This is a genomic window from Arthrobacter sp. NPDC058127 (genome assembly GCF_042884555.1).
In the GTDB taxonomy this organism is placed as follows: domain Bacteria; phylum Actinomycetota; class Actinomycetes; order Actinomycetales; family Micrococcaceae; genus Arthrobacter.
In genome coordinates this window covers 439,388-456,741 of sequence record NZ_JBHVTT010000001.1, presented here as the reverse complement: position 1 = coordinate 456,741, position 17,354 = coordinate 439,388, and the positions used below count along the sequence as shown (strand labels likewise).

Below are 17,354 nucleotides of genomic sequence, written 5' to 3'. Positions count from 1 at the left end.
CGACCCAGTCTAGTGTGGAGGGGTGCTGAAGATTGGACTTACCGGCGGGATCGCCTCCGGCAAATCACTCGTGTCCGCCCGGCTGAGGGAGTTGGGCGCTGTCTTGATCGATGCCGATGCGCTTGCCCGCGAGGTCGTGGAGCCGGGCAGTCCAGGCCTGGCGGGGGTCATGGCCGAGTTCGGTGAAGACATCGTCGACGCCGAGGGTCGCCTTGACCGGGCACGCCTCGGCGCGATCGTGTTCGCTGAGCCGGATCGCCGGGAAGCGCTCAACGCGATCATCCATCCGCGCGTCAGGGAGAAGGCTGCGGCGATGCTCGCGACCGCAAAACCCGGAGACATCGTCGTCCAGGATATTCCGCTCCTGGTCGAAACCGGGCAGGGCAGCAGCTTCCACCTGGTGCTGGTGGTCGATGCGCCGGACGAAGAACGGATCCGGCGCATGACGGAGATCCGCGGCATGACCGTCAAGGACGCGGTGTCCCGGATGGCCGCGCAAGCCAGCAGGGATGAACGGCTGGCGGCGGCGGACATTGTGCTGGACAACTCCGGAAGCGTTGAGGATGTCACGGAGCTTGTGGAAAACCTATGGGAAGAACGCTTGGCGCCGTTTGCCCGCAATCTTGCAGCCGGCCGCCCGGCACCACGATCCGGCGGCCCCGTGTTGTCACCGCCAAACCCCGGCTGGCCGGTCCAGGCTGAACGGCTGCTTGCCAGGATCCGCCGGGCATCCCCGGAGGTGTTGGGCGCAGACCACATCGGTTCGACATCGGTACCCGGTCTTCCTGCTAAAGACATCATCGACCTGCAGGTAAATGTGTCCTCGCTGGAAGCCGCGGACCGGATAGCACGGGACTTGGGTGAGGCCGGATTCCCGTTGCGGGAGGCCTCCGCCTGGGATACGCCCAAGCCGCCGGACCTGGATCCATCGGCATGGCAAAAACGTTTCCATTGCAATGCGGACCCCGGGCGGCCGGCCAATGTCCATGTCAGGGTCCTCGGAAGCTCTGGCTGGCGATATGCGTTGTTGTTCCGGGACTGGCTCCGCGCCAACCCCGACGCCGTGGGAATGTATGCGGCGATGAAACAGGAGCTTGCCGTGCAGCACGCCGGTGACGGCCGGACCTTGGCATATGCGGAAGCCAAGGAGCCCTGGTTCACCGAGGTCGCCTGGCCGCTCATGGATGCCTGGGCCAGCAGAAGCGGGTGGCAGCCGCCGTCGTACTCGGTGGCGCAACGCTAGGCATGGCACGCATGGCCGGGAAACGGAGAATCACGCCGCATCTTGACGGGCAGCGCCTTGGCGCCGTTCGCGGCCTGGCGTGGGCCGGCGTCGTTCTCATGGCCGGCGCTGCGCTGTTGTGGTTCCTGGCCGGCGGCCGCGAGGAGTTCGTCGCCGGAACCCAGACGCCGACGTGGCGCGTTCTCGTGCCGGCCGCAGCCTTCTGGCTCGCATGGACCGTCTGGCTTGTGTCCGGAGTGTGGTTCGCCATCAAGATGTTCCGTTCCATCATGGGGCGGCTCGACGACAGCTGGATCCGGCCCGGCGGCGACGGTTCAACCCGAAAACGCGGACAGTAGCTGTCCGCGGGCAGGGGTACATTGGATTCATGAGTCTTGCCCAGGAGATCAACCGTGTCGTCGCGCCCTTCGAGGTCATCAGCGAATTCAAGCCGGCAGGTGACCAGCCGGCCGCTATCGCGGAGCTGACCGAACGGATCAACAACGGCGAGAAAGACGTGGTCCTGCTCGGCGCCACCGGTACGGGCAAGAGTGCCACCACCGCCTGGTTGATCGAACAAGTGCAGCGGCCCACGTTGGTGATGGTCCAAAACAAGACCCTGGCCGCGCAGCTCGCCAACGAGTTCCGGGAGCTGCTGCCCAACAACGCGGTGGAGTACTTCGTTTCCTATTACGACTACTACCAGCCCGAAGCCTACGTTCCCCAGACGGATACCTTCATCGAAAAGGACTCTTCCGTCAATGAGGAGGTCGAGCGGCTGCGGCACTCGGCAACCAACGCGCTGTTGACCCGGCGGGATGTCGTCGTGGTGGCTACCGTGTCCTGCATTTACGGCCTCGGTACCCCGGAGGAATACATCGCCGGGATGGTCACTCTCAGCAAGGGCGCCGAGATGAACCGGGACGATCTCCTGCGCAGGTTCGTCGCCATGCAATACACCCGCAATGACATGGACTTCCACCGCGGCACTTTCCGCGTCCGCGGAGACACCGTGGAAATCATCCCCATGTACGAAGAGCTGGCCCTGCGCATCGAGTTCTTCGGCGACGAGATCGAGAACATTTACACTTTGCATCCGGTCACGGGCGACGTCATCCGCGAGGAAACGGAGATGTACATCTTCCCGGCCTCACACTACGTCGCCGGGCCCGAACGCATGTCCCGCGCCATCACCGCCATCGAAGAAGAGCTCGCGGAACGGCTCAAAGTGCTCGAAGGCCAGAACAAGCTGGTGGAGGCCCAGAGGCTGCGCATGCGCACCACCTACGACCTCGAAATGATGCAGCAAATGGGTTTCTGCAACGGCATCGAGAACTACTCACGCCACATCGATGGCCGCGGCTCCGGCACAGCCCCGCACTGCCTCATCGACTACTTCCCGGACGACTTCCTGCTGGTCATCGACGAATCGCACGTTACGGTTCCACAGATCGGCGCCATGTACGAGGGCGACATGTCGCGCAAGCGCACCCTCGTGGACCACGGCTTCCGGCTTCCTTCCGCCATGGACAACAGGCCGCTCAAATGGGATGAATTCCTGGAGCGGGTGGGCCAGACCGTCTATCTTTCCGCGACCCCCGGCAAGTACGAACTGGGCAAGGCGGACGGGTTCGTCCAGCAGATCATCCGCCCCACCGGCCTGATCGATCCCGAAGTCATCGTGAAGCCGACCAAGGGCCAGATCGACGACCTCCTTGGCGAAATCCGGACGCGGGTGGAGCGCGACGAACGCGTGTTGGTCACCACGTTGACCAAGCGAATGGCCGAGGACCTCACCGACTACCTGCTGGGCCACGGGGTCAAGGTCCAATACCTGCACTCCGACGTCGACACCCTCCGGCGTGTGGAACTGCTCCGTGAACTCCGCATGGGCAGCTTTGACGTCCTGGTGGGCATCAACCTTCTCCGCGAGGGCCTCGACCTGCCCGAAGTGTCACTTGTCAGCATCCTCGACGCCGACAAGGAGGGTTTCCTCCGATCGGCCACCTCCCTCATCCAGACCATCGGCCGCGCCGCCCGAAACGTCTCAGGCCAGGTCCACATGTACGCCGACCGGATCACGGACTCGATGGCCAAGGCCATCGAGGAAACCAATCGCCGCCGGGAAATCCAGGTCAAATACAACACGGACAACGGTGTCGATCCCCAGCCGTTGCGCAAGAAGATCGCAGATATCACCGATCAGCTTGCCCGCGAAGACGCCGACACCCGCGAGTTGCTGGCCGCAGCCGGAAAGGGCGGCAGGACCGGCAAGGGCAAGGGCGCTTCGAAGGTCCGGCAAGATGGCCTGGCCGCGGCGCCGGCCGAAGACCTGGTGGGTCTGATCGAACAGCTGACCGAGCAGATGCACGCGGCCGCCGCCGAGCTCCAATTTGAGATCGCTGCGAGGATCCGTGACGAGGTGGGCGACCTTAAGCGCGAGCTCCGCCAAATGCAGTCCGCCGGGCACGCTTAGGGTAAAGTTGGGGCTACGTAGGGGAGTATCCCAAGCGCTAAGTCCGTCAACACGCAAGGCACAGACGCCTCGCCGGGCCTAGCGGATTGCCATTTGAGCGTTGTTGCCTTCGGGCATGGAGACGCAGGCAGGTCGGAGAGACTTACGCCGTTTTGGCGTACCTGCGAAAGGCATTTTAGATGCAACTCCCCGCCTGGTTTGAGATCGGCTCTTTCGTCGTTCTCGGAATCATCCTCCTTGTCGACCTTCTCCTGGTGGTCAAGCGTCCGCACGAACCCTCCATGAAGGAAGCAGGCCTCTGGGTCGCTTTCTACGTCACCCTCGCCTTGGTGTTCGCCGGAGCGATGTTCGCTTTTGCCGGCCCGGAGCATGGCAGCCAGTTCATCGCCGGTTGGGTGACCGAATACAGCCTGAGTATCGACAACCTCTTTGTCTTCATCATCATCATGGCGCGGTTCTCGGTGCCCCGTAAGTACCAGCAGGAAGTGCTGATGGTGGGCATCATCATTGCCCTCGTCCTACGGGGTATCTTCATTGCCCTTGGTGCCGTGGTGATTGAGCAGTTCAGTTGGGTCTTCTACATCTTCGGCGCGTTCCTGCTGTGGACCGCGTGGAAGCAGGCCACGGACAACGGCGAAGACGAGGAAGAAACCTCCGAGAATCCGCTTATCGCCCGCATCCGCAAAGTTGTCCCGATGTCGGAGAAGTTCGACGGAGGCAAGCTTCGAACCACGGTCAACGGCAAGAAGCTGTTCACGCCCATGCTGATCGTCTTCATGACCATCGGCATGACGGACCTCTTGTTCGCCGTGGATTCCATTCCGGCGATCTTCGGACTGACGCAGAGCGCCTTTATCGTCTTCACGGCCAACATCTTCGCCCTCATGGGCCTGCGCCAGCTCTACTTCCTGCTTGGCGGGCTCATGAGCCGGCTGATCTACCTCAAGCACGCACTGTCGGTCATCCTCGCGTTCATCGGCGTGAAGCTGGTCCTGCACGCCATGCACGTCAACGAACTGCCCTTCATCAACGGCGGCCACCATATTGAATGGGCTCCGGAGATCCCGACCTATGTGTCCCTGGCCGTCATCCTCGGCACGATCGTGGTGGCGGTTGTCGCGAGCCTCCTGACCCCGGCCGCCAGCAAGTCCAAGCTGGACGCTCGGCTCGAGGAAGATTCCCGCAAGAGCATGAACAAGGTTTCCGGGCACTAGTTACTACGGAGCCGCTGACAACTGCGGAACGCTTCTGAGCCCCGGTCACTATGGTGGCCGGGGCTCAGTTCGTGCCGCGGGCCATTCCCAGGAGTCGTTTGAAGATTCCTTCCCCGTCTTCGCCGATGCCATCGTGATGAAAGTCCCCTGTGGTCCAGGCCTGCAGTCCGCGCACGGCCGCCGCGGTTTCCATGGAGAGCTGGTAGTCCACATAGATGTCGTCGCGATACACAGCAGCCGCGACGGGCACGGTGTTCGCCTTCAACCGGGACACATCGTAGAGGGGTTTCCAGTCTTGCTTGCCGGCCAACAGCGCTGCCACTTCCTGCAGTGGCACAAGCGCCGGATCCTGTTCGAAATACCAGGGGTAGACCATTTCGCCCGTCAGGAGCGGCTCTGCGGCATCGGGATGGAACTCGGGGAACTCCTCGCGCACCCGCCACGCCGCCCAGTCGGTGGCTTGCCCTTGGCCGTAGATGGACTCGTGCAAAACCGCGTACAGGGGATTCGATGCCCGGGAAACGAGGCCGTGGACCTGTTCCAGAAACGCGTCGGAGAGGCGTTCTCCCCGGGGAGAGGGCACGAAAGCATCCTCCAGGAGCGAGTGCAGGGCATCCACACGGGCGTTCCCGCCCAGGAAGGATCCCACCATTTGGAAGCGTTCCGTGGTGAGGCGTTCCCCGCTGGGCAGGCGCTCCTCCGTGGAATCCAGATGCCGCGCGATCCGGGTGACCCGCTTGCGGTCCTCCGGATACCACGCGAAGTATTCCGCGTTGCGGTCCGCGACCCGTCGGAAGGTGGCGCGGTAGACGCGTTCGGCGGCACCTTCCAACGGGGCCAGACCTCCCGTGATGAGCACTTCGTTCAAACCTTCGGGCGCGAAGGACAAGTATGTCAGCGCGCAGAAACCGCCGAAGCTCTGGCCAAGGACGGTCCATGGCTCCGAACCCAAGGTCTTCCGGATAAGTTCAGCGTCGGCCACGATCGAGTCGGCACGGAAATGTGTGAGGTAGTCCGCCTGCGCCGCGGCATCGCCCCGGAGCGGCAAGGTGTTGCGGTCTGCCGGGGTGGACAAGCCCGTGCCCCGCTGATCCAGCATCAGGATGCGGAAACTCCTTGCGGCAGCCTTCATCCAGCCGGACAGGGTCGTGGTCCGGGTGCCGCGCCCGCCGGGCCCGCCCTGGAGGTAGAGCAACCACGGCAGCCGGGCCGTGTCCTCCTCCGAGTGCTCGGCGGAGACGAACTCCCGGGCGAAAACGGTGATCGTTTCCGCGTTGCCGGAAGCCGCCATACCTTCCAACGCCCAATGGTCGAGGGGGACCGTGAAGAAGTGCTCGGTGGTGCGGACACCCCGGAATTCGTGCCGTGCCCGGATCGTGTGCGCCGCTCGCTCAGCCACCCGCTCAGCCACGTGCCATGACCTTGTCATCGCTGCCGAATGCGCCCAGCGCTTCGCCGGTCAGCCGGAACGTCGACCAGCCGTCCATGGGCACGGCACCTAGGCTGCGGTAGAAGTTGATGGACGGTTCGTTCCAGTCCAGGACACTCCATTCCACCCGTGCATAACCACGTTCGACGGCGGTGGCCGCCAGATGCTGCAGGAGCGCCTTCCCGTGGCCCTCGCCCCGCGCACCCGGCGTGACGTAGAGGTCCTCGAGATAGATGCCGTGGACGCCTTCCCACGTGGAGTAGTTCAGGAACCACAAGGCGAATCCCTGGACGTCCCCGGCTGCGTTTTCCGCCATGTGCGCGTACACCCGCGGATTCTCGCCGAACAGGGCATCGCTCAGCATTTCCGGCGTGTTCTTCACGGCGTCGGGCTCTTTTTCGTAGACCGCAAGCTCATGGATCATCTGCAGGATCGCGGGTACATCGGACACTGTGGCAGGGCGGATAACACTCATGATTCGAGCTTACTAGGCGCCTAGAGGCGGTTGACGGCCGTCACCCTGACCACAGCGGTGCCGCTCTCGTCGGAGGCTGCCAAGTCCACTTCGGCGGAAACACCCCAGTCATGGTTGCGGGCCGGGTCATCGAAAATCTGCCGCACCCGCCAGATGCCGGGTTCCTCGGTGATCATGAGGAGTCCCGGGCCGCGGGCATCGGGGCCGGTTCCGATGTCGTCGTGTTCGTCGAAGTAGTCGTCCAAAGCGTCTTCCCAGCGCTCCGCATCCCAGCCGCTGCCGGCGTCGAGCTCGCCCAAAGCGGCCGCGTCCTCGTCCGCGAACAGCTCAACACGGCGGAACATTTCGTTGCGGACCATGACCCTGAAGGCGCGGATGTTGGACGTGAGCGACGGCGGTGGGGGAGGCGGAGCGTCGTGCGGCGTCGGAGCCACCCCGGAGGTGAGTTCTTCCCACTCGTCGAGCAGGCTGGAGTCGACTTGGCGGACCAGTTCACCCAGCCAGGCGATGAGGTCCTCGAGGTCTTCGCGGAGCGCGTCCTGCGGCACGGTCTGACGCAAGGCCTTGAAGCCGTCGGCCAAATACCGCAACACGATCCCCTCGGATCGGGCCAGCCCGTAGAACTGGACGAACTCACCGAAATTCATGGCGCGCTCATACATATCGCGGACCACCGACTTGGGAGCAAGCTCAAAGTCGCCCACCCAAGGGGCTGCCTTGCGATACACCTCGAACGCTTCGCCTAGGATCTCCGCGAGGGGCTGCGGGTAGCTCACCTCTTCGAGCATCGCCATACGCTGGTCGTAATCGATCCCATCGGCCTTCATCGCTGCGACGGCCTCGCCGCGTGCCTTCTTCTGCTGCGCGGAGAGGATCTGGCGGGGCTTCTCGAGGGTCGCTTCGATCACGGACACGACGTCCAAAGCGTACGACGGCGACTCCGGATCCAGGAGCTCGAGCGCGGCAAGGGCAAACGGCGAAAGCGGCTGGTTCAGCGCGAAGTTGGCTTGCAGGTGAACCGTCAGCCGCACGGAACGGCCTTCTTTCTCCTGCTCGGCCTCAGGAATGCGTTCAACCACTCCGGCTGCCAACAGCTCGCGGTAGATACTCAGGGCCTTCTTCATGAGCTGCAGTTGCGCGGGCCGTGCCTCGTGGTTTTCGGTGAGGAGACGGTGGGCAGCGGCGAAAGGATCTCCGGGGCGCTCCATCAAGTTGAGCAGCATTGCATGCGTCACGGTGAAACTCGAGGTCAACGGGTCCGGCACGGACTCCACCAAACGGGTGAAAGTGGGCTGCCCCCAGGAGACGAAGCCTTCCGGCGGCTTCTTCCGCACCACTTGCCGCAGTTTCTTCTGGTCGTCGCCGAACTTTGCGGTGGCTTTTGCCATCGCCTTCGCGTTCTCCACCACGTGTTCGGGAGCCTGCACCACTACCGTTCCGGCAGTGTCATAGCCCGCGCGGCCCGCGCGGCCGGCGATCTGGTGGAACTCCCGGGAGTTCAGCAGGCGGGTGCGAACGCCGTCGTACTTGCTGAGCGCCGTCAGGAGGACTGTGCGGATGGGAACGTTGATCCCGACGCCGAGCGTGTCGGTCCCGCAGATGACCTTCAGGAGCCCTGCCTGTGCCAATTGCTCCACGAGGCGGCGGTACTTCGGCAGCATGCCTGCGTGATGGACGCCGATGCCATGGCGGACCAGCCGGTTCAGGGTCTTGCCGAAGCCGGCGGCGAACCGGAAACCGGCAATCAGCTCGGCGATCTTGTCCTTTTCCTCGCGGGTGCACATGTTGACGCTCATGAGGTTCTGGGCACGCTCGATGGCCTCGACCTGGCTGAAATGCACTACGTACACGGGAACCTGCTTGGTGCTCAGCAGTTCCTCGAGGGTTTCGTGGACCGGCGTTTCCTGGAAGTAATAATGCAGCGGGATGGGCCGTTCGGCCGAACTGACGGTGGTCGTGGACCGTCCGGTGAGTTCGCTCAGGCCGGTCTCGAAGCGGCTGACGTCTCCCAGGGTGGCCGACATCAGCAGGAACTGGGCCTGGGGGAGTTCCAGGAGCGGCACCTGCCACGCCCAACCGCGCTGGGGATCGGAGTAGAAGTGGAATTCGTCCATGATGACAGTGCCGAGCTCGGCTTCCTTGCCTTCGCGCAAAGCGATGTTGGCGAGGATTTCGGCGGTGCAGCAGATGATCGGGGCGTCCTGGTTGACTCCTGAATCACCGGTGATCATGCCGACGTTCTCGGCTCCGAAAATGTCGCAGAGCGCGAAGAACTTTTCGGAGACCAAGGCCTTGATGGGGGCCGTGTAGTAGCTGCGCAAACCCCGGGACATCGCCTCGAAGTGCGCGGCGATCGCCACCAGCGATTTCCCGGAACCGGTGGGGGTAGCGAGGATGACATTGGAGCCGGACGCGAGTTCCATGATGGCCTCGTCCTGGGCTGGATAGAGCTGAAGCCCGCGGCTCTCCGTCCATTCGACGAAGCGGGTATAGATTTCGTCCGGGTCAACGGATCCGTCGCCGGGGAGCTGCTCAAGAAGTTTCATTGCCTTCCAGCTTAGTGTGGGTGGAGCAGACCACGGAGACCGACGATGGAGGATGCAGTGAAGTGGGATCCAGCCAAGTACATCGAGTTCGGCAATCACCGCGACCGGCCGTTTTTTGACCTGACCTCAAGGATCTTGGCGGAGGATCCGCGGCACGTCGTGGATCTGGGCTGCGGCCCGGGAAACTTGACGGCGACCCTCGCGACGCGATGGCCAGGTGCCGCCGTCGTCGGGCTGGATTACTCCGCCGAAATGCTGGCGAGGGCCCAAGTCCTCGCTGCCGCGCAACCGGGCCTTTCGTTCGTCCATGCCGACATTGCGGAGTGGGCACCGGAAGCGGACACCGACGTCGTGGTCAGCAACGCGGCGCTCCAATGGGTGCCAGGGCACTTGACGATGCTCGCCGCTTGGCTGGAAGCGCTGAAACCGGGCGCATGGTTTGCGCTCCAGGTCCCCGGAAACTTCGGCGCGCCTTCCCACGTGCTCATGCGCGAGCTGGCCGCTTCGCCGGAATGGTCCGGAAGGCTCTCCGGTGTGCTCCGCCACGACGATGCCGTCGGGGAGCCGGCCGACTACCTGCGGATCATGCTCGACGCCGGATGCGACGCCGACGCGTGGGAAACCACCTACCAGCAACTACTGCCGGGAGCCGATCCTGTACTGGAGTGGGTGCGGGGGACCGGCCTGCGCCCGGTGCTCGCCGCCCTTCCCGAAGACGAAGCGCGCACCTTCGAAAACCAATACGCAGCCGTGCTCCGCGAGGCCTATCCACGGGACCGGCACGGGACCGTGTTTGCATTCCGCCGGATTTTTGCCGTGGCGCAAAAGCGGGGCTGATCGGGCCCAGCTCCACACGCCTCCGGAAGTGCCGCCATTACAAGGTTTCGCACTGTGATCTGAACTACAATGGCAACGCGATCGCGGGGCGGCATCGTGTGGAATCCGCTGCTCCGGAGGCCAACGATTGGAGGCAGTGTGCTGGCATCCTTGCTGTTGCAGCGCTTGGCCCCCTACAAGTCCCACGTGCTGGCCATTGTTCTCCTGCAGCTGGTCCAGACCGGCGCCACACTCCTCCTGCCCACCCTCAACGCCAAGATCGTTGACGATGGCCTCGTCGCCGGAAACAGCGAGGTGATCCTGCGCTTGGGCGCTTGGATGCTGGTTCTCACGGTCGTCCAGGTGCTTGCCGCCGTGCTGGCCGGTTACCTTGGAGCGATTGTCGCCATGAAGATCGGCCGCGGGCTGCGGCAGGACCTCTTCGACAAGATTCACTCCCTGCCCGACCAGGACGTCGCGGCCTTCGGACCGGCCAGCCTCGTGGTCAGGACCACCAATGACGTCCTGCAACTGCAGAACATCACTGTGCTTGTTTTCAGCATGCTCGTGGCAGCACCCGTCATGGGCATCGGCGGCGTGATCCTGGCAGTCGAACAGGACGTTGCCCTGTCCTGGATCGTTTTCGCCATCGTTCCCGTGTTGCTGGTCATCATGCTGTTGATTGTCCGCAAGCTCGTCCCGCTGTATCGCGAGGGACAAGGCTTGGTGGACCGGATCAACGGCGTGCTCCGAGAACAGATCCTGGGGACCGCGGTCATCCGCGCTTTCGTCCGCCAGCCGTTCGAGATGAAACGGTTCGAGGCCGCCAACGACGCCCTGACAAAGAACAACCTCCGTTCTGCCCGGATAGTCGCTGCCATGCTTCCGCTCGTCATGACCGTGGTCAATCTCTCTTCCGCCGGCGTGGTCTGGCTCGGCGGCCATCGCATTATTGCCGGAGACATGCAGCTGGGTGCGCTGACTGCATTCATCGCGTACATCATGCAGATCCTCCTGGCGATCATGATGGCAATGTACGTGTTGAGCACTGCGCCCCGCGCGGCTGTCAGCGCCGAACGCGTCACCGAGGTGCTCAAGACGGAATCTGAAACGGTCCTGCCGGGAAACACAGCCGATGGGATGGCTGAAGGCACCTCGCAGGCGGAGGGCCTGCGCTTCGACAATGTCGTTTTCGCCTACCCGGGGGCCGAAACGCCCGTGTTGGAAAACATCACCTTCCATGCGGCCCCGGGAACCACGACGGCGGTCATCGGCTCCACGGGAAGCGGCAAGTCGACCATCGTCAGCCTTGTGCCAAGACTGCTTGAGGCGAGCAGCGGCAGCATCTCGCTCGATGGACGGGACATCGCTGGCGTTCCCCTCGGTGCCTTGCGCGACCAGCTCGGCGTCGTGCCCCAGGAGACCTGGCTGTTCCGCGGAACCATCGCCGAGAACCTGCGGATTTCACTACCGTCCGCGACAGATTCGCAATTGTGGCATGCCCTTGAGGCGGCCCAGGCAGCGGATTTCGTCAACGAGTTGCCGCAAGGACTGGAAACCACGTTGTCCCAAGGCGGTGCCGGCCTCTCCGGCGGTCAGCGACAGCGCCTATGCATAGCCCGCGCAATCCTGCGCCCCGCATCTGTCTACCTCTTTGACGACAGCTTCTCGGCGCTGGACACAGTGACGGAAGCAAAGCTCCGTGCAGCGCTTGAACCGGAACTCCGCGGGGCAACCGTCATCATCGTCGCCCAGCGCGTCAACACCGTAGTGTCGGCGGACCAGATACTGCTCATCGACGAGGGCCGCCTGGTGGCAAAGGGAACCCACGACGAACTTCTTGAGTCCTCGGAGACCTACCGGGAAATCGTGGCGTCCCAGCTGGAAACGGAAGAAGCCGCATGAGCAGCGAAGGCGAGCAACTCGCCGCCACAGGGAAACCATCGCGCTCGCTCCTCCGCCTGGTTGGCTTGATGAAGCCCGCCCGCGGAGTCATGACGGCGGCGATCCTGTGCATCTGCGGCTTTGTCACGCTCAATGTCGCCGCCCCCAAAATACTCGGAGACGCCACCGACGTCATCGCGGCTGCCGTGTTCGGCGCGCAGTTCGACACTGGGCGCTTCGTCTTCCTGCTGCTCGTGGCCGCGGCCATGTATTGCGTCACTTCATTGCTCAGCTGGGCGCAGGGCCGCCTCAACGCCCTTGCCGTCCAGCGGCTCGCGTACGAGCTGCGGGAAGCCGTGGAAGCGAAACTGCACCGGCTTCCCGTCGCCTACTACGACGGCCGCTCCCGGGGCGACGTCCTGAGCCGTGCCACGAACGACCTCGACAACGTGTCGCAAACGCTCAACCAACTCCTTTCCCAGCTCTTGACCTCGATGTTGATGGTCATCGGTTCCCTCGGGATGATGCTCCTGCTTTCGCCGCTCCTCGCCGTGGTGTCCCTCCTGGCTGTTCCGGTATCGGCCTTGGCATCGGTTATCGTGACCCGACGCTCGCAGAAACACTTCGTCCGGCAGTGGGAAGCCACGGGAGACGTGAACTCCCTCGTGGAGGAGACAGCCACAGGTCACGAGACCATCAAGCTTTTCAACGCCCAATCTGCGATGGCGGTCCGCTTCGCTACCCACAACGACGGCCTGTACGCCGCCAGTTCCAAGGCACAGTTCGCTTCGGGGTTGCTGGTACCCCTCATGGCCTTCGTCTCGAACGCCAGCTATGTGGGAGTTGCGATTGTTGGTGCCCTGCAGTTCCTCGCGGGGGCGATGAGCATTGGCGGCATTCAAGCGTTCATCCAATTCAACAGGCTCTTCAGCCAGCCGCTGGGCCAGATCGGCGGAATGGCCCAGGTCCTGCAATCGTGCGCAGTTTCCGCCAGCCGGGTCTTCGAGCTGTTGGACGCCGCCGAATTGACGGGGGAACCGGCGGAACGGGACGCTGGTTCCCGCGCCGACGCCGGTTCGGGGCTTGAGGCAGGGCTTGATCTCCAGTCCGATTCCCCTACGGGGAGGGTAGCCTTCGAACGCATCTCCTTCAGCTACCGGCAGGATGCGCCCCTGATCGAGGACCTGTCCTTCCACGTGGAACCGGGACAGACCGTTGCTATTGTCGGGCACACCGGAGCGGGGAAGACCACGCTAGTCAGCCTGCTCATGCGTTTCCACGAACTCGGATCCGGAAGGATCACCATCGACGGCGTGGACATCGCCGGCCTGGGACGTGACGCGCTCCGCCGGAATTTCGGCGTCGTTCTCCAGGATCCGTGGATTTTCACTGGCACCATCCGGGAGAACATTGAGTATGGACTTCCGGGCGCCAGCGAAGCAGAGATCGTGGCCGCGGCCGAGGCAAGCCATGTTGACCACTTTGTCCGCTCGCTGCCCAACGGCTACTCAACCATGCTCAGCAACGGAGGCGAACCCCTCAGCCAGGGCCAGAGGCAATTGCTGAGCATCGCGCGCGCAAGGCTCTCGGGCCGCCCCATTCTGATCCTGGACGAGGCGACAAGTTCGGTGGACACCCGCACGGAAGTCCTCATCCGCCAAGCGATGCACCGTCTGCGGAGCAACAAGACCTCATTCGTCATTGCGCACCGCTTGTCCACTATCCGCGACGCTGATCTAATTCTCGTCATGGACCACGGACGGATCGTTGAACACGGCACCCATCATTCGCTGTTGGAGCGCGGCGGGCACTACGCCCGCTTGCACGAAGCACAGTATGCCGCCGGTGGCGGCGAACTCGCCGCGATGCCCGTGAGGTCCGCCAAGCATCGCGCCAGCCAAGGGGAGAGGGAAGCCTCATGAGCCCGCTCGGGTTTCCCGGTTCGTGGCGTCCCAATCAGTCCAGCACCGTCGCACTGTATGAACAGCTTCGGCTCCGGATTATCGAGTTGGCCGACGGCGGCACCCTGGCTGTCGGTACCAAACTTCCCGCGGTGCGCAGCCTGGCTGAACAGTTGGATGTCGCCCCCCACACAGTGGCCCGGGCCTACAAGGAACTTGAAGCTGCGGGAGTGGTTGCAACCCGTGGCCGCAACGGAACAGTCGTGTGTGCCCGGGATGACCGCTGGAGCGCATTGGCAGCGGTCGCCGCGAGTTACTCGGCGGCGGCCAAAGCGCAGGGCGCCAGTTTCGCGGAGGCTGTCCAGCTTCTGGCAGCCGCTTATGACGCCGATTGATACCCATCGGTAGGGTGTGGGAAGCCACATGGAAATTCGAAGAAGTTTTCGATTAGCATTAGTGGGTGCCTAAAGCCGTAGCTGAAGTCCCCCCCGTCGAATCCTTCACAAGCGTTTCCGCGCAGCAACCTTCCACGCCCGTAAGACATGACCTGTCCCGGCTCGTGGTCAAGGGAGCGCGCGAACACAACCTCCGGAACGTCGATCTCGACCTTCCCCGTGACGCCATGATCGTTTTCACCGGTTTGTCGGGTTCAGGTAAGTCATCCTTGGCTTTCGACACCATCTTCGCCGAAGGCCAGCGCCGGTACGTGGAGTCATTGTCGGCCTATGCCCGCCAATTCCTGGGCCAAGTGGACAAACCGGACGTGGATTTCATCGAGGGTCTTTCCCCGGCAGTCTCCATCGACCAGAAGTCCACCAGCAAGAACCCGCGCTCCACCGTGGGCACCATCACCGAGATCTACGACTACATGCGCCTTCTCTGGGCACGTGTCGGCCGGCCGCATTGTCCGGTGTGCCACGAGCCGATCACGCGCCAGACGCCGCAGCAGATTGTCGACCAGTTGCTGGAACTCGAATCCGGCACCCGCTTCCAGATCCTCGCTCCCGTGGTCCGTGGACGCAAGGGTGAATTCGTCGAGCTCTTCAAAGAACTCACTGCCAAGGGATACTCGCGTGCCCGGGTGGACGGTGACCTCGTCCAGCTGAGCGATCCGCCCAAGCTCGGCAAGCAATTCAAGCACTCCATTGAAGTGGTTGTGGACCGGTTGGTGGTCAAGGAAGGGATCAGCCAGAGGCTGACCGACTCGATCGAAACCGCGCTCGGACTCGCGGAAGGACGCGTACTGGCCGAGTTCGTGGACCTCGACGCCGAAGACCCCGCCCGGATCCGGGCCTTCTCCGAACACCTTGCCTGCCCCAATGAGCACCCGCTGGCCATCGACGAAATCGAGCCACGCTCCTTCTCCTTCAACAACCCCTTCGGTGCATGTGCCGCGTGCAGCGGTATCGGCACCAAGCTCGAGGTCGACGAAGAATTGGTGGTCCCCAACCCGGAACTTTCCTTGAACCAGGGGGCCATCGCGCCCTGGTCGCTGGGCACTGCCACCACGGAATACTGGAACCGGCTCCTGGAAGGCCTTGCCTTGGAGCTCGACTTCTCCATGGACACGGCGTGGGAGAAACTGCCGCAGGAAGTGCGGCAAACCGTGCTGCATGGCAAGGACCACAAGGTTGTCGTGCAGTACCGCAACAGGTTCGGCCGGGAGCGCAAGTACAGTACGGGCTTCGAGGGCGCCATCCAGTATGTTCACCGCAAGCACGGTGAAACGGACTCCGATTGGGCGCGCGACCGCTACGAAGAGTACATGCGCCAGATTCCTTGCCCTGAATGCAATGGCGCCCGGCTCAACCCGGCATCGCTTTCCGTGCTGATCAACGGCAAGTCCATCGCTGAAGTAGCGGCCCTCCCGATGCGGGACTGCGCCGACTTCCTCGGCAGCCTCACGCTCACTGACCGCGAGGCCCAGATTGCCCACCAGGTCCTCAAGGAGATCCAGGCGCGCCTGACATTCCTCCTGGACGTCGGGCTCGAATACCTGAATCTCGAACGGCCGTCCGGGACTCTGTCCGGTGGCGAAGCCCAGCGCATCCGGCTTGCCACCCAGATCGGCTCCGGCTTGGTGGGCGTGCTGTACGTCCTGGATGAGCCGTCCATCGGCCTGCACCAAAAAGACAACCGCCGCCTCATCGAAACGCTGACCAGGCTTCGGGACCTGGGCAATACGCTGATCGTGGTCGAACACGACGAAGACACCATCCACGAGGCCGACTGGGTAGTGGATATCGGACCCGGCGCCGGTGAGCACGGCGGCCAGGTGGTTCACTCCGGTTCCTATAAGGAGCTTCTGGAAAACCGGAATTCGCTGACCGGTGACTACTTGTCCGGGCGACGCAAGATCGACATCCCGGCGAAGCGGCGCAAGTATGACAAGAAGCGCGAGCTCAAGGTCATCGGCGCACGCGAAAACAACCTGAACAACGTTGACGCCACCTTCCCGCTGGGCCTCTTCACGGCAGTCACGGGCGTCAGCGGCTCCGGGAAGTCCACCCTGGTGAACGAGATCCTTTACAAGGTTCTTGCCAACAAGCTGAACGGAGCAAAGCAGGTTGCCGGCCGGCATCGTTCCGTGGCAGGCCTCGAGCACCTCGACAAGGTGGTCCACGTGGACCAGAGCCCCATCGGGCGGACCCCGCGTTCCAACCCCGCCACGTACACCGGCGTGTTCGACAACATCCGGAAGCTTTTCGCGGAAACCACCGAAGCCAAGGTCCGCGGATACCAGCCCGGACGCTTCTCCTTCAACGTCAAGGGCGGCCGCTGCGAGGCGTGCTCCGGTGACGGCACCCTGAAGATCGAGATGAACTTCCTGCCGGACGTCTATGTTCCCTGCGAGGTTTGCCACGGTGCCAGGTACAACCGGGAGACCCTGGAAGTCCATTACAAGGGCAAGACCATCGCGGACGTCCTCAACATGCCCATCGAGGAGGGTGCCGAGTTCTTTGCCGCCTTCACCCCCATCGCCCGGCATTTGAACACCCTCGTCGACGTCGGTCTCGGCTATGTCCGGCTCGGACAGCCCGCCACCACGCTTTCAGGTGGCGAGGCGCAGCGCGTGAAGCTGGCCTCGGAACTGCAGAAGCGTTCGAATGGCCGGAGCGTATACGTCTTGGACGAGCCCACCACGGGCCTCCATTTCGAGGACATCCGCAAATTGCTCATGGTGCTCCAGGGTCTCGTGGACAAGGGCAACACGGTCATCACCATTGAACACAACCTCGACGTCATCAAATCCGCCGACTGGATCGTGGACCTTGGCCCCAATGGCGGTTCGGGCGGCGGGCGCATCGTGGCAACGGGCACGCCCGAACAGGTTGCAAAGTCCACGGAAAGCCATACCGCTGCCTTCCTGGCGGAGATTCTCGGCTAGTCC

General features: G+C 63.2%; 12 protein-coding genes. 9 read left to right on the top strand and 3 right to left on the bottom strand.

The window, feature by feature from the left end; translation table 11 throughout:
- Positions 1-22: 22 nt before the first annotated feature.
- The 4 genes from coaE (at position 23) to ACFVTG_RS02140 (ending at position 4,912) form a co-directional block, all read left to right on the top strand.
- Complete coding sequence (gene coaE, locus ACFVTG_RS02155; RefSeq protein WP_390277572.1) at positions 23-1,243, top strand: dephospho-CoA kinase; 1,221 nt, start codon at positions 23-25, stop codon at positions 1,241-1,243.
- Complete coding sequence (locus ACFVTG_RS02150) at positions 1,207-1,581, top strand: hypothetical protein (protein WP_390277570.1); 375 nt, start codon at positions 1,207-1,209, stop codon at positions 1,579-1,581. Before coaE ends, ACFVTG_RS02150 begins: the two co-directional genes overlap by 37 nt.
- 29 nt (positions 1,582-1,610) lie before the next feature.
- Positions 1,611-3,698, top strand: coding sequence for an excinuclease ABC subunit UvrB (gene uvrB, locus ACFVTG_RS02145; protein ID WP_390277568.1), 2,088 nt, complete (start codon positions 1,611-1,613; stop codon positions 3,696-3,698).
- 179 nt (positions 3,699-3,877) lie between these two features.
- Positions 3,878-4,912 (top strand): TerC family protein, encoded by a 1,035-nt coding sequence (locus ACFVTG_RS02140; protein ID WP_390277566.1) that lies wholly within the window; start codon positions 3,878-3,880, stop codon positions 4,910-4,912.
- Between the two features lie 64 nt (positions 4,913-4,976).
- Here ACFVTG_RS02140 and ACFVTG_RS02135 read toward each other — a convergent pair whose 3' ends face one another.
- The 3 genes from ACFVTG_RS02135 to ACFVTG_RS02125 are packed head-to-tail and all read right to left on the bottom strand — an operon-like array spanning position 4,977 to position 9,362.
- A complete protein-coding gene (locus tag ACFVTG_RS02135) occupies positions 4,977-6,323 on the bottom strand; it encodes an alpha/beta fold hydrolase (RefSeq protein WP_390277563.1) in 1,347 nt (448 codons plus the stop codon).
- Positions 6,316-6,816, bottom strand: a complete 501-nt coding sequence (locus ACFVTG_RS02130; RefSeq protein WP_284752762.1) for a GNAT family N-acetyltransferase — start codon at positions 6,814-6,816, stop codon at positions 6,316-6,318. Before ACFVTG_RS02130 ends, ACFVTG_RS02135 begins: the two co-directional genes overlap by 8 nt.
- 20 nt (positions 6,817-6,836) lie before the next feature.
- Positions 6,837-9,362 (bottom strand): DEAD/DEAH box helicase, encoded by a 2,526-nt coding sequence (locus ACFVTG_RS02125; protein WP_390277560.1) that lies wholly within the window; start codon positions 9,360-9,362, stop codon positions 6,837-6,839.
- Between the two features lie 57 nt (positions 9,363-9,419).
- Here ACFVTG_RS02125 and ACFVTG_RS02120 point away from each other — a divergent pair, with 57 nt between their 5' ends.
- From ACFVTG_RS02120 to uvrA, 5 genes are all read left to right on the top strand, one after another.
- Positions 9,420-10,199, top strand: a complete 780-nt coding sequence (locus ACFVTG_RS02120) for a trans-aconitate 2-methyltransferase (RefSeq protein WP_284752764.1) — start codon at positions 9,420-9,422, stop codon at positions 10,197-10,199.
- Between the two features lie 69 nt (positions 10,200-10,268).
- Positions 10,269-12,083 (top strand): ABC transporter ATP-binding protein, encoded by a 1,815-nt coding sequence (locus ACFVTG_RS02115; protein WP_390277558.1) that lies wholly within the window; start codon positions 10,269-10,271, stop codon positions 12,081-12,083.
- A complete protein-coding gene (locus ACFVTG_RS02110) occupies positions 12,080-13,984 on the top strand; it encodes an ABC transporter ATP-binding protein (protein WP_390277556.1) in 1,905 nt (634 codons plus the stop codon). The genes ACFVTG_RS02115 and ACFVTG_RS02110 overlap by 4 nt, the downstream gene beginning before the upstream one ends.
- Complete coding sequence (locus tag ACFVTG_RS02105) at positions 13,981-14,358, top strand: GntR family transcriptional regulator (protein WP_284752767.1); 378 nt, start codon at positions 13,981-13,983, stop codon at positions 14,356-14,358. The genes ACFVTG_RS02110 and ACFVTG_RS02105 overlap by 4 nt, the downstream gene beginning before the upstream one ends.
- A 65-nt stretch (positions 14,359-14,423) precedes the next feature.
- The gene (uvrA, locus tag ACFVTG_RS02100; RefSeq protein ID WP_390277553.1) at positions 14,424-17,351 is read left to right on the top strand and encodes an excinuclease ABC subunit UvrA; all 2,928 of its coding nucleotides are present in this window, start codon (positions 14,424-14,426) and stop codon (positions 17,349-17,351) included.
- The last annotated feature ends 3 nt before the right edge of the window (positions 17,352-17,354 follow it).

Excerpts from the sequence above, each read along its gene's own strand:
- uvrB (WP_390277568.1), top strand. The coding sequence starts at position 1,611 with ATGAGTCTTGCCCAGGAGATCAACCGTGTCGTCGCGCCCTTCGAGGTC.
- ACFVTG_RS02140 (WP_390277566.1), top strand. The coding sequence starts at position 3,878 with ATGCAACTCCCCGCCTGGTTTGAGATCGGCTCTTTCGTCGTTCTCGGA.
- ACFVTG_RS02130 (WP_284752762.1), bottom strand. The coding sequence starts at position 6,816 with ATGAGTGTTATCCGCCCTGCCACAGTGTCCGATGTACCCGCGATCCTG.
- ACFVTG_RS02125 (WP_390277560.1), bottom strand. The coding sequence starts at position 9,362 with ATGAAACTTCTTGAGCAGCTCCCCGGCGACGGATCCGTTGACCCGGAC.
- ACFVTG_RS02115 (WP_390277558.1), top strand. The coding sequence starts at position 10,269 with ATGGCAACGCGATCGCGGGGCGGCATCGTGTGGAATCCGCTGCTCCGG.
- ACFVTG_RS02110 (WP_390277556.1), top strand. The coding sequence starts at position 12,080 with ATGAGCAGCGAAGGCGAGCAACTCGCCGCCACAGGGAAACCATCGCGC.
- ACFVTG_RS02105 (WP_284752767.1), top strand. The coding sequence starts at position 13,981 with ATGAGCCCGCTCGGGTTTCCCGGTTCGTGGCGTCCCAATCAGTCCAGC.